The following is a 23,336-nucleotide window of genomic DNA, read 5'->3' on the forward strand; positions in this document are numbered from 1 at the left end:
CACGGTTTGATGAGGGAGGGCTGGTATCCCATGACTAGGATTCGGCTATTGAGGCACCGCCAAACGAAAGGGGCGGAAACAGATAGGCCGGGTCTACGGGCGCGGGATGCCTGCTCTCTACTCTACCCGCAGCCACGATGACGATTTTGTATCCTGAAGCGCGCAGAGAACCATCCCTATGCTGATACGCCTAGACACCATCACGCTGCAGACGACGGCGCCGATCCAACTCATCGACATCACCGAACAGCTGCGCGAATGCTGCGCGCGCAGTGGTGTGCGCAATGGATTGGTGACCCTGCTCTCGCGCCATACCACGGCCGCGATCTGCCTGAATGAGCGCGAGACCCAGCTGCAGCGCGATATGGTGACCTTCCTCAAGCGCCTTGTGCCGCGCGATGGCGATTACCTGCACAACCTGGCGCCGGTCGATGATCGCGACAACGCGCACGCGCATCTAATGGCGCTGTTCACCAATGCCTCCGAGACCATCCCGATCGCCGATGGCGAGCTGTTGCTCGGTGGCTGGCAGTCGGTGTTCTTCGTCGAGCTGGACGGACCACGACCGGAGCGTGCCGTGACCCTACAGTTCCTTGGCCAGGCCGCGGGGGATTGAGTAAACATGAGAGCTGCTGATATCGACGGTTTCTACAGCGATGCATCGACACTCGATGCCGAGGCGCATCTGATCCTCGACTACCGCATCGAGTGCAGTGGTGATCCGCGTGTCGCCGCGGCGCATCTGTGCAGCGAGCAGTCGACCGCGCAATGGCGCCGGGTCGATGTCGACGAAGACTATCGCCCACGCTTCGCGGCCAAGGTGCTGGATCTGGAGGTCGAGACCGAGCTGTCCGGCACCAGCTATCCGCTCCGCCCGCCGGTCGAGGGTCCGGTCAGCGTCTGCCGGGTGCGCATCGCCCATCCGCATGCGAACTTTGGCCCGCGCATCCCGAATCTGCTCAGCGCGATCCTTGGCGAAGGCCCCTTCTTTGCCCCCGATGTGCCGTTGATCAAGCTGCTGGATATCCAGTTTCCGGACAGCTTTCTAGCTGCATTCGAGGGGCCGCAGTTCGGGCTCGTTGGGTTGCGTGAACGCTGGCAGATTCACAACCGGCCTTTCTTCTTCGGGGTGATCAAGCCCAACATCGGCTTGGACCCCGAGCCCTTTGCCGAGCTTGGCTATCAGGGCTGGCTTGGCGGGCTCGATATCGCTAAGGACGACGAGATGCTGGCCGACCCGGACTGGTCACCGATCGCACGCCGCTCGGCCCTGCTCGGCGCCGCGCGCCAGCGAGCCGAGCAAGAGACCGGCGAGCGCAAGGTCTATCTCGCCAACATCACCGATGAGGTCGATCGGCTGCTGCCGCTGCAAGATCTTGTGGTTGCGAACGGCGCCAACGCGGTGATGGTCAATGCCCTGCCGACCGGCTTGAGCGCGGTGCGCATGCTGCGCAAGCAGGCGCAGGTGCCGCTGGTGGCGCACTTCCCGTTGATCGCCGCCTCGAGCCGGCTGCCTTATTTCGGCGTGCATACAAGGGTCTGGACCAAGCTGCAGCGTCTGGCCGGCTTCGATGTGGTGATCATGCCCGGGTTCGGCCCACGCATGATGACAGCGGAGGATGAGGTGCTGGAATGCATTGCGGCCTGCGTCGAGCCGATGGGGCCGATCAAGCCCTGTCTCCCGGTGCCAGGTGGCAGTGATTCGGCGGTGACCCTGCCGGGCGTGCATGAGCATGTCGGCAATGCCGATTTCGGCTTCGTGCCCGGGCGCGGGGTGTTCAGCCATCCGATGGGACCGCGCGGCGGAGCGGCGAGCCTGCGCCAGGCCTGGGAGGCGATCGCCGCTGGCATACCGCTCGCTGAGCATGCCGCTCAGCATCCGGAGCTGGCCGCGGCAATCGGTGCCTTTGAGTGAGTGTCTCTCGTTAACGGGTACTTCGGTGGACGAGTAACGTCTGTCGATGCGAGTGTCGAACACAAATCATAGAGCCATTTTCGGGGGTGTCATGGCGACTGGATTACTAGGGCGACTCCGCTCTGAAGCGCTCGGCTTGTCTCTGGCCGATCGGGCCACTTTAGCTCACGAACTGATTAAGAGCCTCGACGGGGCTGAAGATCATCCGGTCGCGGTGGTCGAGGCTTGGGATCAAGAGATCGTGCATCGGATCAATGACGTTGATGATGGTCGGGTGGAGCTTTTGGACCGCGCGGCCTTTCAGAAGAGAATGCAGTCAAGGCTCGCGAGGGATTGATGCGCCGCGTCAAGATCTTGGAGGCGGCTGCAGCGGAAGCGAGTGCAGCAGCTGCCTGGTATGAGCGTGAGCGCTCCGGGCTTGGAGCGGAATTTGCCGCTGCTGTTGAGGCAGCCCTGGATCTGCTTGAAGATGAAGGGACACCGCTTTCGCCAATGCCTGCCGAAGCGGGCGCTCGTGGAGCCATGCGGTTGATGCTTCGACGGTTTCCTTATGATGTTGTTGTGATCGAGCGCGGCGACGAGTGCATCGTCGTCGCAATCGCTCACCAGGCGCGCAAGCCAGGGTACTGGCGGGGACGAGATCGCCTCTGAGACGAAGACCGCGTCGGCGCCCAGCGGACGCCGACCGAACTGGACAATCTCCCAGTCGTATCAGCTCGCCTTAACCGCGAGTGGCTGCGCAGGTTTCCGCAACAGCTTTCGGTTGAGCTTGAGCAAGGTCTCAAGACTCTTCCACTGCACCAGGATCAGCGGCAGCATCAGCACGAAGAACGCCGGCGTCAGCGGCGTGACGAGGCCGTTGCCCACCAGCCCGAACATGATCCAGAACCAGCCGAAGACGAAGAAGGCCACGCCTGGGCAGATCAGGCTATAGGCGCCAGGGCTCTTTTGCTCGCCGCGCAGATAATCGCGGAAGTAGCCGAGCCGCTGCATCACCACGTAGCCGAGCAGGCCGAACAGGATCTCGAGCGAGAGGATGATCGAGGTCAGCACGAACAGCGCCGGCTTCGGCACCGTCAGGTCGAACCCATGCTGCAGGCCCATGATCAGCCGCACCAACGTGATCCCGGACAGGGTCAGGATCGGGATCAAGATCCAGAGGCTAGGCGAGGCGCTGGCAGTGAGCCCATGGCGGAGCATGGCATTGACGCCAACCACTAGCTTGACGAAGCCAAGCAGTGCCGAGAGGCTGAGGAAGAAGATCGCGAAGAACAGCCCGATAGCATTGATGAGCTGATTCTGACTCATTGCACCCGGTGCGGCGAAGGCCACGGCGATCATCGCGAAGGCAAAGATCGGCATCATCTGGCTCAGGTTGGCGTTGCCGATGAAGTCGAACGAGCCGGTCATGACCAGTCGTGAGAGGTAGTTTCCATACATGCGCAGGGCGACGGCGCCGATGATGATCAGCACCACCAGCACGCCCGGGAACAGGTACTCGGCAATGCTCCAGAGACCGGGGATGGTGGCGGCGCCGACCGCGAACAGCACATTGATGGTCATGGTCAGGGTGAGCGGAATGGCCATGAAGGCGACATCCTTGTTGCGCGCCTCGATCTGAGCCAGATCGGTCGTGTTGCGCCAGCGTCGGTACTGCACCAGATTCCAGATCAGCAGCCGGATGTGCATGACGGCCATGGCGAGCATGCCGGCGATGCCGAGGATGATCAGCGGGCGTATCCAATTGGCGCCTGTCGCCCAGAGGTTGATCAGATGATCGGCGGTCACCACCGGCGTGTTCGGGTGCGAGACCAGAAACATGAAGTAGAGATAGAAGGTGACGGTCAGCCCGCCCGCACCGAGGGCGGCGAGAAAGTAAAGAGGATGATACCCCTGCTGAGGTGTCTCAGTCATGGTACTGCTCCGATTGAGAAGGAATATCGGGCAGAATATAAGTATCTTCTAATAATCTCATTGATAGACCGCAACCGCAGCCATCGCCCTAGGCGCCAGCAATGCACAAGGCTGACGGACCAGCGGCCAGTCTGGCGGGCCAGGTTGATCGGCTAGCCTGACGAGCTAGCCCGATCAGGCCGCATGGCAGGTGAGAGGTTTAGGCGAGCGTCGCCGGGCTAACCTGATCAGCGGCGTTGGCGATGTCCGAGCGGGTTGCTTGGCTCGGATCAGTCAGCGTGCCTAGCACTCTGGTGTCGAGCAGGTAAGGCTCGAGCATCGCGCGCAGATCCACCTCAGCCCGCAGACGACGGCAGAGCATGAAGATGCCGGCGAACTTGCGCTGCAGGAACATGGTCGCCGGTTCCGGCATGTGGCTGAACTGCTTGTCTTGGAACATATCGCGGCCACGCGCGAAGACCCGCTCGAACAGGGTCGAGCTGCCAAAATCGTAGGGGCCATCGCTGGTGATGATCTCGCTGGAGAGACTGACCAGATCGATCAGGCGGGCGGCCTGCTCGGCGGGGATCTCGTCGCCGATATAGCCGAGTGCAATGGCACCCTGCCGTATGCCGGCTCGGTCATTGGCGATCGTCGCACGGGCCAGCACTCGATAGCCGTCGATCAGCGCTGGTGGCACTGCTCGGGTGGCGCCGAAGTCGAGCAGCACGATGCGGCGCGACTCGGCGTCGTAGAGGAAGTTGCCGAAGTTCGGGTCGGTCTGCATCAAGGCAAAGTCGAACAGCTCGCGGATCATCAGCCGCGACATCAAGGTCGCAACCCGGTTGCGCTCGCTGCGGCTGTATTGGCTGGCGGTCAGCTGGTCGATCGAGACGCCGTTGGCAAAGTCCATCGCCAGCACGCGTGAGGTCGAGAGATCCTCATGCACGGCGGGCACCAGGAAGTCAGGATCATCGCCGATCAGCGCGCGATAGGCCTGCAGAGAGGCTGCCTCGGCCTCGTAGTCGGCCTCCTGATGCAGCTGCAGCCGCGCTTCTTCAAGCATCGGCTTCGGATCGAAGCCCTCCGGCATCATGCCGAAATTGCTGCTCAGAAAGCCGAGATTGGCGATGTCGCTGTCGATGCTCTCGCGCACGCCGGGGAATTGAACCTTGAGCGCCAAGCGGCGGCCGTCGCGGGTCTCGGCGCGATGTACCTGACCGATTGAGGCGGCGGCAATGGGCTGGAACTCGAAGCGCTTGAACTGCTTGTTCCAGTCCTTACCCAACTCGGCGGTCAGCACGCGGTTGAGCTGGCTCAGTGGCATCGGCTCGGCGCGATCGCGTAAGGTGGCCATGATCTCGGCGGCCTCGGGCGTGAAGACGTCGGAGCCATCCATCGACATCAGCTGCCCCATCTTCATCACTGCGCCGCGCATGCGGGCAAGGCGGTTGGTCAGGCGTTCGGTTGCCGCTGGACTCAGGCGGATGCGCTGACCATCGCCCTCGCGGCTGCGCGCCATGTCGATCATGCCGCGCAGGCCAATGCCAGCGGCGAAATCAGTGGTTGCGCGCCCCATGTGCCAGAGGCGGCTCAAGCGCTTGCTTGGAACTGCAAGTCCGGTTGTCGATGTTTTGCTCGCCATGAATGGCCTCATGTTTGGTCGCAGTCGAGAGTTGTCGTAGTGGGTGCTCGACAATTAATGCACAAGCCTAACAGCGCCCATCATCGGTTGTAGATGACAGATCGCAGAGTCTGATCTGCAGAGTCTGATCTGCTAGTGCGAACCTGATCAGTCCAGCTGCCGCAATTCTCAACTCGGCCTATGGGCCTGTTCGCCACCTATCGGCCAACACCTGCAAGCACAGAGGAATCCCGCCCCGATGAGTATGAGTACGATGATGGCCGTTCTGCTGAATGGCGTGGCTCAGATCGAGTACGACCGCACTAAAGCGCTCCCTGACTATCAAGGCGCTTACCTCGACAAGATGGATCGGAAGATGGAGGCGGAGGGCATCGATATCGATGGTCAGCGCATCCAGATGCCAGCGTTGGCGCAGAAGGCGCAGTTCGTGGCCGCGAATCTAGCCAACGCGATCGTCACCAACGATGAGGCCCAGGTGGCGGCGATGACCACCTGGCTTGCGGTGCGGCTGCCGGAGCTCAAGCAGGTCAAGCTGCGCGAGGAGGAGGGTGGCTTCGCGATCGAGCTTGATTTCGACCAGGGCTATATCAAGCAGCATCCGGTGCAGATCACGCCGCGTCGGCACTGAATGGCTCATCCTGACGTTGATGACGCGGCGCCACCCCGGCAGATGAATCGCGCGAGGTTCAGGTTAACGAGGTTCACGTTAAAAAGCAGGCCTCAGACTGGTTCAGACCCCACGAATGGCACGGTCGATGCGCGCCTTGGCCTCGGCCCAGGCCGGATCACCGATGCCTTCGACGACCGAGCGCTCCATCAGCCCGTAGGCGATCTGCCGCTGCTCAGCGGATAGATCGCCGAGCTTGCTGAGCTTGAACAGACGGCCGGCGCGGTCGTATTCCAGGGTCGTCACCAAGGCATAGAGCGTGAGGGCGGCAGCCGATTCCGGAGCGGCCTCGATGATGGCGATGGTCTGCTCGATGGCTTGACTCGGGTCGATCATGGTTCTTTAACCTGTCGTCGTCACTGGTTCAGGTTTCGAGACACTGCAAGCCTCTGGGCTTGGTGTTTGCCGTCATCTTGCGTCCGTCGCGTCGAGCGGTAAGGCACCTCGACCTCATGTCCTGGCCGGGCAGTGGCGCGCCGAGGCTGACGCGGATGCGCAGACGCGGATGCGCAGACGCGGATGCAGACGTCGCCGCTGTTCACTCGCCAGCAATGGTCATCTCCTCGAGCAGCCAAGACCCCGTCGTGGTGCTGCCGATAAAGTCACAATCGTTGCCGATGGCCACCAGCCCTTTGAACATGTCCTTGAGATTACCGGCGATGGTGATCTCCTCGACCGGATACTGGATCTCGCCATTCTCGACCCAAAAGCCGGTGGCGCCGCGCGAATAATCGCCAGTGACATTGTTCACGCCCTGGCCCATCAGGTCGGTCACAAACAGCCCGGTGCCCAGCTCGCGCAGCATCGCAGGTCGATCGCGCTCGCTCATGCCGACGCTCATGTTGCGCACACCGCCGGCATTGGCGGTCGTCGTCATGCCGAGCCGACAGGCCGAGTAGTGATCGAGCAGGTAGGTCTGCAGCACGCCGTCGCGCAGGAGGTCTTTCGGTGCCGTCGCTACGCCATCGCCATCGAAGGGCGCGCTAGCAAGACCGCGCAGGCGCAACGGGTCCTCGCTCAGCTGCACGAAGTCCGGAAAGATCGGCTCGCCAAGCTGATCGAGCAGGAAGCTCATCTTGCGGTAGAGGCTGGAGCCATTGATCGCGCCACACAGGTGACGCAGCAGCCCGGCTGCCTGCTCGGCGCGGAAGAGCACCGGCGCGCGCCGGGTGCCGAGTCGCCGCGCACCGAGGCGCTCCACGGTGCGCTCAGCGGCCCGGCGGCCAACACTTTCGGCTGATTCCAGATCCTCCGGCGCGCGCGCCGAGGTCCACCAATAGTCCCGCTGCATATCGTCGCCGACCTTGCCGACCACGGCCACGCTGAGGCCATGACGGGTGCTCGGATAGCCGCCGACGAAGCCATGACTGTTGCCGTAGACCTTGAGCCCAGCATGCGTGCTAAGACTGGCGCCTTCAGAATTGACGATGCGCGCATCATGAGCGCGCGCGGCGTCTTCGCAGTCGGTCGCCAGGCGCACCGCGTCCTCGACGCTGATGCCCCAGGGATGCTCAAGGTCGAGCGATGGAATCTCGGTCGCCATCAGCTCCGCTGGTGCCAGGCCGGCGCAGGGGTCTTCCTGCGTGTACTTGGCGATGCTACAGGCCTGCGCAACGGCATCGCTGATCGCCGCGGAGCTCAGGTCAGACGTGCTCGCCGAACCCTTGCGCTTGCCGAAGTAAACGGTGATGCCGAGCCCGTGATCGCGAGTGTGCTCGACGGTCTCGATCTCGCCCATGCGCACCGCCACCTCAAGCCCGGTGCTGGCGCTGACGCCAGCCTCGGCCGCGCTCGCACCGCAGCGCTTAGCCTCGCTGAGGAGATGGTCGATCGCTGCTTCGAGCCGTTGGATCTGTGTGCCGCTATCCGCGGTGGCCAAATTCGCCATGATGTGATGTCTAGTGCTACTTGCTGAATGTGAGTGTTGCCTGATGCAGGCTGTGATCGTTAGACCAAAGATTGCAACATAATCCCCGTGATGTTGCGATCGTTGGTGAAATCCGCAACGTCTCGGTGCCATCGGCCGAAAACGCTTCACCGTTTCTCGCGTGTATGCCAGATACGCAGGATGTAGATGACGCCGTCCTGGATTTCGTAGCGCATTTCATAGCGACCCACCAGGATGCTGCGAACCTCTCGCGGATCGAATTCGTCGAGGCGCTCACCAATGCGTGGATTGACCTGAAACCCAACCGGCGCGGCTGTCAGGGACTGGACAACACGCGCGGCAGCCGCCGGGTTTACCGGCGCCAGAAACGCAAAGAGCCGGGCCAGATCAGACAAGCCCTTGCTCGTCCACTTCAGGTCCATCAACGCGGAAGCGGCTGCGGCGCCGATGTCCCCAGGCTGTCGGCCCAGACCTGCACGGCCTGGTGGTCGATTACGAGGCCAACATCGACATCCTCCAATGCTTCGCGCGTCAAGCGGCTCCGCTCCTCTTCTTGTTCGATCCAGGCGGCAAGCGCTTGCTTGATGATCCAGCCCCGTGATCGTTCCAGACGGTTGGCCAGTTGATCGACCTTTTCGGCTAGTGGTTGCGGAACATGGGCCGTCAGCACTTTGGTCTGCGCGGTGGACATGGCGATCTCCAATCAAATTCAATCAGCATGAATCATAGCGCTCTCGATGCGCTTCAGTCAGCGGCGTTCAGGCTGCGTCCTGTCTCGCCCTTGTTCGAGCGCCTGCTTTACAATTTCCGAGCGATGCGGAGATGTCGGGAGGCGTTGCTCAAGGCGGGAGGCGTTGGAGATTGCGCGCCGCGCTAGTCCCGATCCGCCAGCATCCGCTGCAGCGCGCCGGCCGCGGCGTCCGCGCCCGGGCCGGCTTTGATCTCGTGCAGCAGTTCGCGCAGGCGCTGCGCAAAGTCGTCGCACTCCGGGAAAGCATCCCCAAGCTCTTCGCACCACTCACGCAGGCTGGTCCAGTCGCGCCGCTCGGCGAGCTCGCGTCCGACCTCGAGCTCGATAGCCGGTGGCTGCAGCGGTGACGCGGTTGATGGCTCCGCCGCTGGTGCTAGCTTGGCAGGGGCCGTACCTGGTGCCGATGCGGCTGGCGCAACCTGCGCGGAGGTGCTGTCTCCCCGCACCCAGGTGAGCCCCAGACAGTCGCCGAGCACGGCACACAGGGGGCCCTGCTCGATGGGCTTCAGCAGAAACGCCGCGAAGCCCAGTGCTGCCGCGTCTCCGGGCTCTGGCAGCGGTGAGGCAGACGCGGCAACGGCCGGCAGGCTCGGGCGGCCGCGTGCCTCGCGCAGCTGCCAAACGGCGGCATAGCCGCAGGTGCCCGGCATGCGCAGGTCTGCCATCACCAGGTCCGGTGGGTGTTGGTTGGCAATCGCCAACGCCGCCTCGGCGCCTTCAGCCGTGTCGACGGCGAAGCCCAGCCCACGCAACTGCCCGGCCATCAGGAGCCGATTGACCTCGCTGTCGTCGATGACCAGGATGTGTCGCCGGGGGCCGGTATAGCCGACGATGGGCGCTTGGCCCGCTGCGGGCGTGTCGCTGTCCGATAACTGCGTCACCGGCTGCGCCGGCAACCGGAAGCTGAAGCGGCTGCCGCGCCCCGGCCTGCTCTCCAGCATCAGTGTGCCGCCGAGCACGGCCGCTAGCTCGCGGCAGATGGCCAGGCCCAGCCCGCTGCCGGAGACCGTCTGCTGGAGCTGCTCGAAGGGTGCGAACAGGCGCTCGCGGTCCGCCGGCGCGATGCCGCGGCCGGTGTCGGTCACCTTGAACAACAGCCACCGGGTGTCACCGTCCTCGCACACCGGTGCCGCGGGATCGAGCGCAGCGCTGAAGCCGACGTCGCCTGCATCGGTGTACTTGACGGCGTTGTCCAGCAGGTTCTGCAGCACTTGGCGCAGGCGGCGGCCGTCGGTGCGCATCTGCTCCGGCAGGTCCGGCGCGAACTGCACACCGAAGCCCAGGCCCTTGGCCTCGGCCTGGTGACGGGCATGGGTGGCGAGGTCTTCCAGTAAAGGCCGCAGGGCGACATTGCTGATCACCGGGCGCAGGCGGTCGTGCTCGATGCGGGCGATGTCGAGCAGATCTTCGATCAGGCGCAGCAGGTGGCGGCCGCCGCGTTGGATGAGGCCGCATTGCGCCAATTCTTCGCTGCCGAGCTGCGGTGAGCGCCGCAGCAGCTCCGCCCCGCCTAGGACCGCGTTCAGCGGCGTGCGCAGGTCATGGCTCATGCTGGCGAGGAACTGGGTCTTGGCGCGGCTCGCCGCCTCGGCGCGGTCGCGTGCCGTGGCCAGCTCGCGAGTGCGCGCGTCTACCAGCTCGGTGAGCCGGGTTTCGTTTTGCGCCAGCGCTGCCCGCGCGCGCTCGGCCTGCCGGCGCAGCTCGTTGACGCGATCGGCCTGGGCCACCGAGAGCAGCAGCAGCATGAGCAGGACTGCGAAGTAGGACAGTAACCAGACCTCAGAGAGCCCCGGCGTGATGCCATAGTTGGTCAACACGATCAGCAGGATGGCAACCAGCAGCGGCGACCAGGCGCTCAGGTACTGCGCCGCCGCGCGCCGCTGCCAGCGCAGCGCGAGGACGCCGGTGGCAAGCATGGCGACCCCTCCCAGCAGGGCGATGCCTTGGGCGATTCCATAGGCGGTCGTCGGGCTCAGGCGGTACAGCAAGGGCACGCAAACCATCGGCGTCGCGAGCGCGAGATGCATCCAGCGCAGGCGCGGTGCGTGTTCGCGCAGGCGCAGAAAGCCCACCGGGAACATGAAGATACCGATGAGCGCCATGGCCACGCCCAACTGGTTGCCGGACCATGCGTCCGGCCACAGTCGCCAGGTGAGTGTGGTCAGCAGCCCCTCGCGGTCGGCCACCCAGAATGTGGTGCCGATGATGACGGCGCAGAGCCAGAAATAGGTTCCTTCGCGCAGCTGCAGGAGCAGCAGCAGGTTGTAGGCGAGCATGAACAGCAGGGCGCCGAAATAGAGCGCGAGCCAGCCATAGCTGGCGCGGTCGGCGGCGGCCAGGTGTGCGCGGTCGCTCAAGCGCAGGTCGAGCAACAGGCCCATGTCGGTGCGCACACGGACATAGACGTCGGCTGTCTGCCCCGCCGGCAGGGACAGATCAAACAGGAACCAGCGGTGTGAGCGGTCGCGCTCGGCCGGGTCCGCGAAGCGCCCGTCGCGGCGCTTCGCGATGAGCTTGCCGGCCTTGTCGAGCGCCCAGAACGCGACCTGCGCCGTGCGCGGCTCGGCAAGCACGAGCAGCAACGGCAGCGCCTCATCGGTGGCGTTGCGCACCGCAAAGCGCGCCCATACGGCGTCTTGGGTGATTCCCAGGTTCGGAATTCCTGGAGGTGCCAGCGTGAAGCCCTGTGCGATGTCCGCTGCGCGCACGTCGGCAAGATCGAGGCTGCGGGTGGGGTCGCGCAGCAGCTCCAAGCGCCCGACCTGGCGCGGCAAGTCCGTCGTGTCGGTGATAACGATCTCCGGCAGAGAGGCTGCCAGAGCCGGCCAGGCGGGCGCGGCCAGGGTGACCAGCAGTATCAGCAAAAGCAGGCGGAGCAGGCGGTCAGGACAGCGGGTCGGCCAGACGCCGGATGTGGGTGCCGCGGGCATTGCATCAGTTCGGTGCCGTGCGTAACCGTTGGCGCAGGGCCGTCGGCGTCAGACCCCAATGGCCCTTGACGGCGCGCGTCAAGTCGCTGGTGCTGCGGTAGCCCACTTCCAGCGCGATGCTCTTAACAGGCAGCTGGGTCTCGGCAAGCATCTCGCGCGCGCGACGCAGCCTGCACTCGCGCACGAAGCCGGAGACGGTGGTGCCGAACAGGGTTCGGAAGCCCTTCGACAATCGGGGCTGATTGGTGCCGACAAGGCGCGCCAGTTCCGTCAGGGAGGGCGGCTCAGCGAGCCGTTCGCGCAGGATCTGCCGGGCATTCATCAGTAAAGCCACGTCTGCGCGCATGCCTTTCTCACCGGCGACACCGGGCTCAGGCTCATCCAAAGGGCCGAAGCGTTGCTCATAGCCGCGCAGTCGAGCCGACAAGGCTTGCTGCAAGCGAGCCTGTTGCAGTTGGGCCGTCACCCGGGCGTGCAGCTCCGCCTCCGCGACGGGCTTGACGAGGTAATCGGCGGCACCAAGCTCGAAGCAGCGCACCTTGTGCTCAGTGTCCCCATAGCCGGTCACCATCAGCACCGGGATGGCGCTGGTTGCGGGTATCTGCTTCAGGCGCCGCAAGACCTCGAAGCCGTTGAGCCCAGGCAAGGACACGTCTAGCAGGATCAGGTCCGGCCGATGCTCGCCGGCTGCGGCGAGGGCCTCTGCGCCGTCCTGCGCGGTGCTGACAGCGAAGTCATAGTCCCGCAGATGGGCGATAACGAGTTCCAGGCTGTCGATCTCATCGTCAACCACCAGCAGATGCGCGGGATCAACCGTCCGTTCCCAGGGCTGTGTCGCGGGATCTGGCCACGGCTTGGGCGTCGGTAGGGTCGCGTTCTCGACAATCGCCGAGACGTGTTGGCCAGCGTTGCGTCGGCCGTCGGTCTGCAGTTCGGTCTTTTGTAGCATGCGTGGTTTCGACTCGATCGTTTGAGGGACTGCTGCGAAGCTTGGCGTCCTGCCGAGAAGCATCCGTGTCTAGAGTGGCACTACAATCGGTTCGATCGAGCATGCATTCCGCTCTGACAGGCGAGAGAGCACAACATGTGTTTCCCTCCGACCCGATTCCAGGCTTTTTTCGATGGATGCACGATCGGCGCTCGGGCAATCCAAGCCTGTGAACCGGCCAATAGTATAGATTGGATTTAAAAAATTGGAGCGCGCCTATGTCTGGCTGGAAAACCCGGAGACCCGGGAATTCGCGCTCAATGATCCGCGCGGGCCATCGCATGGCTTGACAGGTGTTCCCCGCGTATGCGGGGGATGAACTCGCGCTCAGAGGGCCTCTTAGTTCTCACTGAGGGGTTAGTCGGGTTTCCGAATCCGTCCTTCCGGCGATTTGGCGCCAACATGGGTAAATTTCAGAGCTGCCTATGCGGCAGTGAACGCCGAGGTCGCGCGCTTCAGCGCAACCGGGCTTTTCTGAGCTGCCTATGCGGCACTCACCTGACTTCCGCCGATCTTTCCGCACTGCGGCACCGGGCGAGAGGTGGCGGAAGGGTCCGTTCTCGACCCGAAGGAGACACCTGCCCTTCGAACGACGATGACGGCAATGCAACCAAGAGCGGACATTTCAAAGATCGTCTTGTTTGCCACTTACGCCGACGATCGCCCCGCCCGCAACCCGCGTGCCGGGGGCAAATGCCCTCAAGCCGGTGCCGGACTGTGACCTCTTCGGCCAGTCCACGCCCGACGTAGAGTTCGATCTGCGCGCCTGGTAACCGCCGCCTCCCGCAGGAGCGAGTACAGCCACGCTCGTGCTCCGGCTGTCCGCTCAACCGACCCAGGGTTCGAACCGTCTACCGTCAAAGTGGAAGGTGACGAAATCGCCGCGCCCTGGGGTCGCGCTCCCAGATCACGCCCAACACCAGGTTGAGCGGATCGCGAAAATAGGTGCTGCCGCTCTCCGGTTCGTTATCGAATACGGGTGCGTCGAGCACGGAAACGACCACCGCGTAAACGCTTCCAACCGCGCTGTCGCTGGAATTCTGGAATAATTTGCCGCCGTCTTTAGACGGGCATATTCTGGTGGGAGACAGCCTTCTAACGAGGACGAACATGCCAGACCTCAGCCGCATTACCGTCGACCCTGATATCTGCCACGGCAAGCCCTGTGTCCGCCACATGCGATGGCCGGTGGAGGTGATTCTTGACATGGTGTCATCCGGGATGCAGATCGATGAGATTGTTGCCGATCACCCGGAATTGGAGCCTGAGGACATCATCGCCAGCCTGCACTATGCGCGTCTTCTCGTCTCTGGCGAGCCGGTGCGCCAAGTCGCCTGATGCGCGTCCTCTGCGATGTCCATATCTCCTATCGTCTGGTCAACCGGTTGCGCGAACTCGGCGTCGACGCCACGCATGTGAACCGCATCTTGGACGGCTCGGAGACCACGGACTCTGCCATCTCGGCATTCGTCGACAAGAACGACATGCTGCTCATCACCAAGGATGGTGATTTCCGCGACAGCCATTTCTTGAGGGGCACCCCGGCACGCATGGTGCGCCTGATACTCGGTAACCTTTCGAATACCGAAGTTATCGCGATCGTCGAAGCCTCCTGGTCGAGCATTGCAGCTTGTTGCAGCGCAACAAGCTGCTATATCGAGCTGTCACGAGAGGGGATGGTGCTTGGCGCTCGATCGCAGCCGCCTGGATGAGATGGGACTTATCGGCGCCCGCATGGGCCGGCTCTGCCGGCCGGCGGCGCCTTTATCGTGGTAGGAGAGTAAGCCGGGGCCTTGCCGTCGTTTAGGCAGAAGTTTGTTTTCTCTGTTTGCCGCCTGGTTTCCCGGCGGTGCCACAATATCTCCGCCATGCGACGATTCGGCGCCCGACTCCTCGCAGAACCGGACTTGGAGTGTTACACCATCCGGCTCCCGGCCCGAGTCTTCCGCCGTGGAACAGGGGAGCGAGCCCAGCGCCCTGTCGACTCCGCGCGTGCGGCTTCCGCCGCAGCACCGAGCGTTCCGCGCAACGCCCAATGGGCGGGCACGCCAACGGCGTGAAACGCGCGAGCATGGTTCTCACGGAGAATCCTCTCGGTGTAGGGCCGTGTTTCACCCGCGCGTTGTCCCGGGCCGCCACCCCTTTGCTCGACCCGCATTACCGGGCGTCACAGCTCGTATGGGTGGCTCCGACTTCCACGCATCACCGCCCGCGTCCTCGCTTTTACACTTGTTCGCGGGTGCCCACTTCCTGCGGACCGATGCGCGGATCTCCCTGGTTACCGCGTCTTCTCAATGTCAGGCTCGATACGGTCTCTGACCCCGGGGAGTATCCGTGCCGCTCGCCAGAGCGCGACACGGATTGTTGCCTACCGGCGGGACGAAACCGTCGGCACTCACCAACCAAAATTTTCGGGGCTCAACACCTTCAGGGTCGGCATCACCCGTTACCTTTGCACCTGGCCTGCTTTCGTGCCTACGCATCGACGCGCCTGTTACCAGACGCGCCGCAAGGCTCGATACTGGGCTCGCGGCGCAAGATTACCCAGGCGGGACTCGCACCCGCTAGAACACGCGACCTTGCCAGGCCGCACCGTCCCCGGTTTCTCACCGGTTTCTCTAAGGAGGTGACGACCATCAGCGACATCACGCCGTCAGTTGACTGATCGTGACCGATTGCTCGACGATTTCTACCCCAGTACGTGCGCGATTCAACAAGCGGTCACGTTCCGTCGGAATACCCACGTGTCTTCGTCGAGGGGGTAGGGCGGCGTTCGATGTCCGCGAGTTGATGCCTACCGCAACACCCAGAACTTCAGAAGCTTAATGGGCCACGTCGCTGTGGTCAGGGCCATCGATCGCCTGGAGCAACGTCTTCTTCACTCCAGCCAAATGCCCCAGGATGCGCTGATTGTTCCAATAGCGGGTCGTCTTCTTGTACTGCAGCGGAACATGGGTCTGAACGAGTCTCCTGACCAGATAGCTGGCCTTAATGGTAAGGTCTGGCGCCTGCTGTTCACGCTGCGCCAGTTCCAGGCCCTCGGCGATGGCGCGGGTCAGCAGTCCCGGTCCGGTCTTGCTCCAGGTGCCGTCATTGTCACGATGCAGCAGCCCCTGCTTGGCCTGAATCGCGGCGCGGATGATCATGGGGTGGCCTGGCGAGGCCATGATGAGATTGTTGCCGATGGCGCCATAGGGCTCGGTGAAGACCACCAGACCGCTTTGCCCGGCGATGAGCTGATCGACGTTACCGAGCAAGCGGTCGTCGGTATCGGCATAGATGCCACCGCGCACCATCAGGTAGCAGAGCCGAAAGTAGTCGCTTTCTTCGGCGGGGTGGCGCGCGGCGGTGAAGGCGCGCAGCCAGCTGATGTCCAGGTGTTCCCGCAGGAACGCCATCGCGGTCCGACGGTTGAAGCTCTGATACTCGGTACCGCGCTGATGTTGCCAGCTTTGCATCAGTGCGACGATATCCGGCGGCGGCTCTGGCTCGTTCCAGTACTGCATGACGCGGCTCGGGATCGGCTGGGCGGACGGGCCGATCTGAGCGGCGATCGCGCGACTGTGACCAATCCACGTCTGAATCGTCGCAATCGCCGGATACAGATATTGGCCATCGCTCACCACCCGCTGCGCGGAGTCGGGGTCGGCGCAGCCACCGGCATGGGCCATCTCCAGCTCGGTCAGCTCCGCGCCGACCAGTGAGGGGCTGAATTGCAAGCGATGCCGTTGCTGCATGGCGCTCGGAATCGCGAAACGAGGCGTCGCGAGCAGCGTGCGCGCGCCATCAATGTCGCCGCGACGGGCGAGGAACTTGAGTTTCTGCTCGAGCAAGCCCGTGCCAGTGGGTGTGTTGAGCAGTTCATCGACAAGTTGCTCAGCCGCTTCATGCTCGCCAAGTTCGGTTAACACCTGCAACAGCACTTGCCTTTGCTGGGTTGATGCCTGTTCGGCGAGAGGCCGTTGGCAGACCAGTAGTCGTTTTGCTTGCGGGGCTTCTCCGGCAGAAATAAGGCTGGCGATATAGCCACTGAGGAGCCCTTGGTCCCAAGGTCTAGCACGCGAGGCCCGACCGAGGAAACGGGTAGCGAGCGCAAGGCGACCGAGCTGGATCAACAATCGCGACAGCGCGAGTAGCATTTCGCGCGTGGCCGGGGCTTCACGCCGGCGATGCTGGAGCGCGTGGGCGACCCCCCGCAGCAGCGCCTGTGTCTCCAGATCGAAAGCAGCCGCGAATTGCGGCGGGACGCGGTTGCGCAGCCGCTCTACCAAGGCCTGCAACAGCGTTGGATCATCAAGACTATGCAGGTGCTGAGCCAGCGCTATGGCGGTGCCATAGGGCACTTGCTTAAGGTCGAGCAACCGTTCCATTGCCGCTTCAGCAAGCAATTGCTCGCCATAGGCATCGCAGAGCCGATAGAAGTTCCAGAGCTCACCGGCGCCGAGTTGGCGAAGATGGCGACCGACGGCGTGGCAATGCGCGGCCCAGCGCTCGGGCTCAAGCGCCGGACTGGTATGGGTCAAGTAGCGCAGGCAGAGCTGGATGTCAGTCAGATTCGGGGCCGTGTCGGTGCCGGACAAGTTGGCTAGCGCCCCATCGGTGAGGGACCGTAACAGAATCCTGTCACCGCTCATGTTGGCATTGTCGACCCGCGCAATGAGCCCGCCGCGATGCCGTGGCTGAGCGGCGAGCAGGCGATCGAGGAGGGCATCGCTGGCGTCCAGATCACCAAGCACGCGCGCGGTGGTAGCGCTCTCGTGCAGCAGTTGCGGGTGATCCGGATGCGCCTCGCGCAGGTGCTGCAATAGGGCCTGGCTTTCTTGGAAGCGCTGGGCCGTGCGCAACAGGCTGGCCTGTTTGATCTTGAGGGCGAGGTCGTCGGGATAGTGCGCCAGGACGCCGGCCAGGTGCTCCAACGCAGCGATTGGGTCGCCACGGGTATTGGCGTTATCGACACGCGCCAGTAGCGCGCCGCGATGCTGCGGCTGAGCGGCGAGCAGGCGATCGAGGAGGGCATCGCTGGCGTCCAGATCACCAAGCACGCGCGCGGTGGTAGCGCTCTCGTGAAGCAGTTGCGGGTGATCCGGATGCGCCTCGCGCAGGTGCTGCAATAGGGCCTGGCTCTCATGCAGGCGCTGGGCCGTGCGCAGCAGGCTGGCCTGTTTGATCTTGAGGGCGAGGTCGTCGGGATAGTGCTGCTGGGCTTCAGCCAGGTGCGAGAGCGCAGCGGCGGGGTCGCCGCGCTTCAAGGCCGCATCGACTGGTTTAAGAAGGTCCGCTCGCGCGGGAACGGCGGACATGGGCCTCTGCGCGGCCACCCCAGGCTCAGGCGGCGCGGAAACGCTCGAGCAGGCTCTGATACTCCTCCTCGAAGCCTTCGCCATAGGCCGGAATGCCGAGCTTGGCGCGCAATGACTGGGGCAGCAGCCGCTGGGCGGAGATGCGCGGGCGCTTCATCTCCGGAATCAAGCGGTCGCAGCCGTAGCGGTCGAGATACTCCTGATAGTTATCGAAGGCCTTGCGCCCGATGTAGTCGATGAAGGTCTCGGCCGGGGCGCCATTGGCATAGAGCTCGTCGTGGCGCTCGGTCTCCACATGGTAGTAGGTGAACTCCTTGGGCAGCTCGTCGCGCGGGACGTAGCGGATGCTGGCGCCGTTGACCATGGCACCGGCATTGACCACCAGCCCCTCCCAGATCAGCCCGTGGTCGGCGCTGCGGTAGAGGTCGCTATGGGGCAGGTTATCGCCCAAGGTGCCGGCTTCGATGAGTACCGGCTCGCGGCCTTCGGGCAGCGGATGATTAACGATGGCGTTGTTGACCGTTTGGCGGCCGATCCAGCGAATCGGAACGGCTTCCCCGGCGGTGGTCAGGATCAGGTCGCCGATGCTGAGGGTTTCGATGGCGACCTCGCCGTGTGGGGTGCGGATTTGGGTGCCGGCGAGGAAACAGTTGGCGACGTCAGTAGCATTGGGGGTAGCTTTACCGGTCGTGGCGCCGTTGGATATTACAGTCGAGTAAGTGCTACTGATATCGGCAGTTTCAGAGTTAAATGGAAGGTAATGAAGACTAGTACTAGTACTACTTTGTTAGATTAATTCCGAGCCCCCTGACTCAACCAGTATCATTCGCGCTGTCAGGATCATTTTCTCGGTAATATCTTTCGATATCTTTACGTCGTTATGCATGCCGGATGTCCATCTGTGCGATGCGCTGATTAACGGCATCAGGATCATTGAGGAGCATGGCGATGATCAGCAAACGGATGTCCCGTGCACTCAACAGTGGGCAAGACGCTTTTTGCTGAATACGCTCTTTCACCAGAAACGACAAGGCCAGCATGACCAGCGCCATATGATGATGCCACGCCGTCCACTTTCTGACTTGGTAGTCGGACATCCCCAGCTCGCTTTTGGCTTCCTGAAACGCGCGCTCGACCCAATAGCGCTGGGCCTGGCGATAGGCAAACCGCTCAATGGGTATGGTGATGGCGTCGTCGTTGCTCAACGAGTATTTGAGCTTGTTGTCGGTGAGCCGGCGACTGATCACCAGGGTGCGCTGGGTCGGGGTCTCGGCCTCGCCGTCCCAGAGCCAGACGCGCCTCACGTGCATCTCCAGCTTAAGCGGACCTTTGGTGCCGTCGCGCACGGTGACGGTTTGCCACTGGCAGGGCAGCAGTTGCTGGGCGTAGGCATCGACGCGCAGCGCCTCGACGTCGGCGCGCCGTTTCGTGGGCGCAGCACCGCGTGTCGAGGTGCGCTCCGGCACCCGCAACTGGGGCTCGAAGGGGTAGATCTGCTGATTGCAGTGGACATCGAGCAGGAAGCTTAACCCCATCTCGTCCAGCGCTTGGCCGAGTTCCAGTCCATGACCGTAGAATCCATCACCACCGACCCAGTCAAACTCAACGCCCGCATCGAGATCGGCTTGGACCATCTCGCGGGCGAGTTCAAGCTTGGTCTTGAAGGTGCGCTGATCGGTGGGAATGCCCACCTTGTCGCAGCGCGCGGGGTCATCGGCCCAGGCCTCGGGTAGAAACAGCCGGGTGTTGATCAGGGTGCTGTGGGTGTTCCACACCAAACTGGCATACACCCCGACCTGGCAGTTCTCCACCTTACCGATGACGCCGGCATATTGTCGGGCCACGCCGACGGACTGTTTGCCTTTCTTGAGGTGCGCCGACTCATCGAGGATATAACCGACGTCCCGGCGCTGATAGCTCGGTTGGCTGGCGTAGAATGCGGAGGTCTTCACGGCCAGATCACTGATTAACGCACTGGCAGACCAAGGGGAGTCGGAAATGAACTGCTGCAGACGCTGGTAACCGTCGCCGGACATCTGCAACTCCTCGTTCATCCGTTCCATGTTGCGCCAGCTCGCTTCGGTCTTAAACAGACCCCGGATATACGCCTCGCCGAGTTCATGGTTCGCTGACGTCGCTGTCTGAAAGTGGTGGTAATATTCTTCAATGTGAAACGCCAGATTTTCTTTGAGCGAGCGCAAGGGATCTTGCCGCGCAAGGCTTTTGGGTATGACCATGAAACGTCCAGAATCTATTTGTCACGAGTCGCCTGGAAAATGATAACTATATCAGATGCATAGAGCAAGATAACAAAGTAGTACTATGCGGCAGTGAACTCTTCGGCGCTGAGGCGGCCCAGGGCGTAATTTTTCTGAGCTGCCTATGCGGCAGTGAACGCCGCCGTTGATGTGCAGGCCAACCGCTTTGATTTCTGAGCTGCCTATGCGGCAGTGAACGGGCGGCATGGGCGGAGCGGTCGCCGTCAGCTTTTCTGAGCTGCCTATGCGGCAGTGAACGGTGATGTTGCGTCCCCGCGGGTGTTCAGTGATTTCTGAGCTGCCTATGCGGCAGTGAACGGTGATGTTGCGTCCCCGCGGGTGTTCAGTGATTTCTGAGCTGCCTATGCGGCAGTGAACATCAGCCCCGCCGCCTCGGGCTCCGATGATGTTTTCTGAGCTGCCTATGCGGCAGTGAACGCTAATGCAGGATCCTGCCATTTAGACTGTGATTTCTGAGCTGCCTATGCGGCAGTGAACCCCCCGATGGTCTGCTCAGCGGTTCCGATGGCTTTCTGAGCTGCCTATGCGGCAGTGAACTAGTTCTTTGTCGTTCAGGCTTTTCTTTTGATTTTCTGAGCTGCCTATGCGGCAGTGAACCGCCACGGCTTCGAGCGCGGAGCAGTGAAGATTTTCTGAGCTGCCTATGCGGCAGTGAACGATCATCCTGGTGCATTCTTTGTAATTGACGATTTCTGAGCTGCCTATGCGGCAGTGAACGTTAAAACCCTCAGAATGAAAGAGCTACGCCATTTCTGAGCTGCCTATGCGGCAGTGAACTAGGCCGAGAATGATTCCCCAGCCCCAGCCCCCGCCCATTTCTGAGCTGCCTATGCGGCAGTGAACTCCAGCGATGTGACCGACGAATATGGCGTGCTTTTCTGAGCTGCCTATGCGGCAGTGAACAGGTGGCATACCCGCGCGGGAGCAACCGGATTTTTCTGAGCTGCCTATGCGGCAGTGAACCTGCTTGAGCGAGATTACGCTGACCGGCTTGATTTCTGAGCTGCCTATGCGGCAGTGAACCAGTGCATTCCTTGCAATGACGGTCCATCTCATTTCTGAGCTGCCTATGCGGCAGTGAACAAGTGAGTGAGGGCGAGACCGCGCCCCGCGCGTTTCTGAGCTGCCTATGCGGCAGTGAACGCGGCATAGGGCGGCACAGCGAGCTATGAAATTTTCTGAGCTGCCTATGCGGCGGTGAACTATCGGCTTCGGCGTGACTGTATTCATCGGATTTTCTGAGCTGCCTATGCGGCAGTGAACGGCTAACGGTGCCGCCCTAGACCGCCCGACACTTTCTGAGCTGCCTATGCGGCAGTGAACCAACCAATCCCCCACATCTGCCTTGCCAGACTTTTCTGAGCTGCCTATGCGGCAGTGAACTCTCTACGCACTACGATAATTCTTTCCACGGCTTTCTGAGCTGCCTATGCGGCAGTGAACGCGATCCAGACTTGTCGGGGAAGAGATCGCGACTTTCTGAGCTGCCTATGCGGCAGTGAACAATCGGAGCTAGAACCGTCCACTCATCCAGGGTTTCTGAGCTGCCTATGCGGCAGTGAACAGAAGAAAGAGAGCAGGCTAGCCGCTGATCACTTTCTGAGCTGCCTATGCGGCAGTGAACTTGAGCTTGGAGCAGTAAAGACGGCTTAGGATTTTCGTAACCGTTCACGGCCTCTTGAACCCGAAGTAGCTGACCCTTTTGGTCCTAGACTCAGAGTCGAGATCCGGTTAATGTTGGCGCATGCATCCGATCATGCACGCGGTACAAGGCCGGCGCTGTTCGCCCGCGCTCAGGTTGATCACACGGTGCGATGACACCTGAGCAGGCACAAGCGATCTATGCGGCCGGAGAGCAGGCGGTTATCGAGCGCCTGTGTGCGCTCGCTGCGCAGGCGCAGAGCGCTCAGCAGGAGATCGAGGCACTGCAGCGCAAGCTCGCCCAGCGGGAGAAGAACTCTTCGACGTCCAGCAAACGCCCGTCCTCCGATGACCTCACCAAGCCGAAAAAAGGCCCCAAGAACACCGCTGAGGGCAAGGGCAACCGCATCGGCGGCCAACCCGGGCATCCGAAACACAGCCGCCCGCCGTCTCCGCCCGAGACGCTCTCCAAGATCCATGAGCACCACGGTGCCACCTGTCCGCACTGCGCTGGCCACGACCTCCTCTGGCTCGACGATGTCCCGCCGCGCATCACCCAGCAGAGCGAGATCCAAGAGGTTGTCGTCATCCGCGAGGAGCATCGCGCCTATGCCTATTGGTGCGAGGGCTGTGGCGAGGTCCATTATGCCGAGCTGCCCGAGACGGTGCGCAAGGAGGGCCTGTTCAAGGCACGCCTGACGGCGTTGGTCGCCTACCTGAAGAACGTCTGCCATGCCTCGTTTTCGACCATCCGCAAGTTCCTCCGCGACGTCGTCGGCGAGACGGTCTCGCGTGGCTATCTGGCCAAGCTCATCACCAAGGTCAGCCGGTCGCTGGAGCGACCCTACACCGAGTTGCTCGAGCGCATCCCGCTGGAGACGACGCTCAATGTCGATGAGACCGGCCACAAGGACAACGGCGATCGGTTCTGGACCTGGGTCTTCAAGGCGGAGCTCTATGTGCTGTTTCGCATCGACAAGTCCCGTGGCTCACAGGTCTTGATCGAGGTCTTGGGTGAGGAGTTCGAGGGCACGTTGGGCTGTGACTATTTCTCGGCCTATCGCAAGTTCATGAAGGACGTCGGGGTCAACGTGCAGTTCTGCATCGCGCATCTGATTCGCGATGTGAAGTTCTTGACCACCTTGCCGGATCTGCCCACCCGACTCTACGGCAAGCGGCTGCTCGGTGCGCTCAAGGCGCTGTTTCACGTCATCCATCAGCATGAGGTGCTCCCCGAGACGGCGTTTCGCGCGGCGCTCGAGCAGGCGAAGGCCGATATCATTCGTATTGGTCGTGATGAGGCGCCGAGCCTGATCGATGCCAAGGGCAAAGAACGCCGGCGCGAGGCGCAGAACATGGCCAAGCGCTTTCGCCAGCATGCCGAGGCGTATTTTGCGTTCATCACCACACCCGGCATGGACCCAACGAACAATGTCGCT

Annotated in this window: 20 protein-coding genes and 1 CRISPR repeat array; of the genes, 8 read left to right on the forward strand and 12 right to left on the reverse strand. The window is 62.5% G+C overall.

Annotation, left to right across the window (positions count from 1 at the left end):
- Window positions 1-178: 178 nt before the first annotated feature.
- The 4 genes from CKO42_RS23190 to CKO42_RS23205 all read left to right on the forward strand — a co-directional run bounded on the left by CKO42_RS23190 (window position 179) and on the right by CKO42_RS23205 (window position 2,566).
- A complete protein-coding gene (locus tag CKO42_RS23190; RefSeq protein WP_200249846.1) occupies window positions 179-616 on the forward strand; it encodes a secondary thiamine-phosphate synthase enzyme YjbQ in 438 nt (145 codons plus the stop codon).
- A gap of 6 nt (window positions 617-622) precedes the next feature.
- Complete coding sequence (locus tag CKO42_RS23195) at window positions 623-1,915, forward strand: RuBisCO large subunit C-terminal-like domain-containing protein (RefSeq protein WP_200249848.1); 1,293 nt, start codon at window positions 623-625, stop codon at window positions 1,913-1,915.
- Window positions 1,916-2,051: 136 nt separating this feature from the next.
- Window positions 2,052-2,252, forward strand: coding sequence for an addiction module protein (locus tag CKO42_RS23200; RefSeq protein WP_242479642.1), 201 nt, complete (start codon window positions 2,052-2,054; stop codon window positions 2,250-2,252).
- Between the two features lie 17 nt (window positions 2,253-2,269).
- Complete coding sequence (locus tag CKO42_RS23205) at window positions 2,270-2,566, forward strand: hypothetical protein (RefSeq protein ID WP_242479643.1); 297 nt, start codon at window positions 2,270-2,272, stop codon at window positions 2,564-2,566.
- Between the two features lie 60 nt (window positions 2,567-2,626).
- On the opposite strand, the gene CKO42_RS23210 is transcribed toward CKO42_RS23205, so the two are convergent.
- Both CKO42_RS23210 and CKO42_RS23215 read right to left on the reverse strand, forming a co-directional pair.
- Window positions 2,627-3,829 (reverse strand): TsoY family (seleno)protein, encoded by a 1,203-nt coding sequence (locus tag CKO42_RS23210; RefSeq protein ID WP_200249862.1) that lies wholly within the window; start codon window positions 3,827-3,829, stop codon window positions 2,627-2,629.
- Between the two features lie 199 nt (window positions 3,830-4,028).
- Window positions 4,029-5,453 (reverse strand): ABC1 kinase family protein, encoded by a 1,425-nt coding sequence (locus tag CKO42_RS23215; RefSeq protein WP_200249864.1) that lies wholly within the window; start codon window positions 5,451-5,453, stop codon window positions 4,029-4,031.
- 238 nt (window positions 5,454-5,691) lie between these two features.
- Here CKO42_RS23215 and CKO42_RS23220 point away from each other — a divergent pair, with 238 nt between their 5' ends.
- Window positions 5,692-6,081 (forward strand): hypothetical protein, encoded by a 390-nt coding sequence (locus CKO42_RS23220; protein WP_200249873.1) that lies wholly within the window; start codon window positions 5,692-5,694, stop codon window positions 6,079-6,081.
- Between the two features lie 102 nt (window positions 6,082-6,183).
- Here CKO42_RS23220 and CKO42_RS23225 read toward each other — a convergent pair whose 3' ends face one another.
- The 7 genes from CKO42_RS23225 to CKO42_RS23255 form a co-directional block, all read right to left on the reverse strand.
- Window positions 6,184-6,456 carry a hypothetical protein gene (locus CKO42_RS23225; RefSeq protein WP_200249876.1) on the reverse strand — a complete coding sequence of 91 codons (273 nt, stop codon included), beginning with the start codon at window positions 6,454-6,456 and terminating at the stop codon, window positions 6,184-6,186.
- A gap of 202 nt (window positions 6,457-6,658) precedes the next feature.
- Window positions 6,659-8,008, reverse strand: coding sequence for a metalloprotease PmbA (pmbA, locus tag CKO42_RS23230; protein WP_200249879.1), 1,350 nt, complete (start codon window positions 8,006-8,008; stop codon window positions 6,659-6,661).
- A gap of 146 nt (window positions 8,009-8,154) precedes the next feature.
- Window positions 8,155-8,430, reverse strand: coding sequence for a type II toxin-antitoxin system RelE/ParE family toxin (locus CKO42_RS23235; RefSeq protein ID WP_200249925.1), 276 nt, complete (start codon window positions 8,428-8,430; stop codon window positions 8,155-8,157).
- Window positions 8,430-8,711, reverse strand: a complete 282-nt coding sequence (locus CKO42_RS23240; protein ID WP_242479645.1) for a CopG family ribbon-helix-helix protein — start codon at window positions 8,709-8,711, stop codon at window positions 8,430-8,432. The genes CKO42_RS23235 and CKO42_RS23240 overlap by 1 nt, the downstream gene beginning before the upstream one ends.
- Before the next feature lie 170 nt (window positions 8,712-8,881).
- Window positions 8,882-11,512: an ATP-binding protein gene (locus CKO42_RS23245; protein ID WP_207148809.1), complete on the reverse strand. Its 2,631-nt coding sequence runs from the start codon at window positions 11,510-11,512 to the stop codon at window positions 8,882-8,884.
- A 181-nt stretch (window positions 11,513-11,693) separates the two neighbouring features.
- Window positions 11,694-12,638: a response regulator transcription factor gene (locus CKO42_RS23250; RefSeq protein ID WP_200249890.1), complete on the reverse strand. Its 945-nt coding sequence runs from the start codon at window positions 12,636-12,638 to the stop codon at window positions 11,694-11,696.
- An 896-nt stretch (window positions 12,639-13,534) separates the two neighbouring features.
- Window positions 13,535-13,789 carry a hypothetical protein gene (locus tag CKO42_RS23255; protein ID WP_200249892.1) on the reverse strand — a complete coding sequence of 85 codons (255 nt, stop codon included), beginning with the start codon at window positions 13,787-13,789 and terminating at the stop codon, window positions 13,535-13,537.
- Between CKO42_RS23255 and CKO42_RS23260 the strand changes: the two genes are divergently transcribed.
- Window positions 13,788-14,015, forward strand: coding sequence for a DUF433 domain-containing protein (locus CKO42_RS23260; RefSeq protein WP_200249894.1), 228 nt, complete (start codon window positions 13,788-13,790; stop codon window positions 14,013-14,015). The two genes, CKO42_RS23255 and CKO42_RS23260, sit on opposite strands and share 2 nt — an antisense overlap.
- Window positions 14,015-14,389 carry a DUF5615 family PIN-like protein gene (locus CKO42_RS23265; RefSeq protein ID WP_200249902.1) on the forward strand — a complete coding sequence of 125 codons (375 nt, stop codon included), beginning with the start codon at window positions 14,015-14,017 and terminating at the stop codon, window positions 14,387-14,389. The genes CKO42_RS23260 and CKO42_RS23265 overlap by 1 nt, the downstream gene beginning before the upstream one ends.
- A 1,110-nt stretch (window positions 14,390-15,499) precedes the next feature.
- On the opposite strand, the gene CKO42_RS23270 is transcribed toward CKO42_RS23265, so the two are convergent.
- From CKO42_RS23270 to CKO42_RS23280, 3 genes are all read right to left on the reverse strand, one after another.
- The gene (locus CKO42_RS23270; RefSeq protein ID WP_200249910.1) at window positions 15,500-17,977 is read right to left on the reverse strand and encodes a tetratricopeptide repeat protein; all 2,478 of its coding nucleotides are present in this window, start codon (window positions 17,975-17,977) and stop codon (window positions 15,500-15,502) included.
- 25 nt (window positions 17,978-18,002) lie between these two features.
- Window positions 18,003-18,707, reverse strand: a complete 705-nt coding sequence (locus CKO42_RS23275) for a Hint domain-containing protein (RefSeq protein ID WP_200249936.1) — start codon at window positions 18,705-18,707, stop codon at window positions 18,003-18,005.
- 148 nt (window positions 18,708-18,855) lie between these two features.
- Window positions 18,856-20,214 (reverse strand): IS701 family transposase, encoded by a 1,359-nt coding sequence (locus CKO42_RS23280; RefSeq protein WP_200249912.1) that lies wholly within the window; start codon window positions 20,212-20,214, stop codon window positions 18,856-18,858.
- A 131-nt stretch (window positions 20,215-20,345) separates the two neighbouring features.
- Window positions 20,346-21,880: a CRISPR direct-repeat array (repeat unit 28 nt; unit sequence TTTCTGAGCTGCCTATGCGGCAGTGAAC).
- Between the two features lie 190 nt (window positions 21,881-22,070).
- Here CKO42_RS23280 and tnpC point away from each other — a divergent pair.
- Window positions 22,071-23,336 (forward strand): IS66 family transposase (gene tnpC, locus CKO42_RS23285; protein WP_200249920.1); only part of this gene is annotated, 1,266 nt, incomplete at its 3' end.

It is taken from the genome of Lamprobacter modestohalophilus (assembly GCF_016583905.1).
In the GTDB taxonomy this organism is placed as follows: domain Bacteria; phylum Pseudomonadota; class Gammaproteobacteria; order Chromatiales; family Chromatiaceae; genus Lamprobacter; species Lamprobacter modestohalophilus.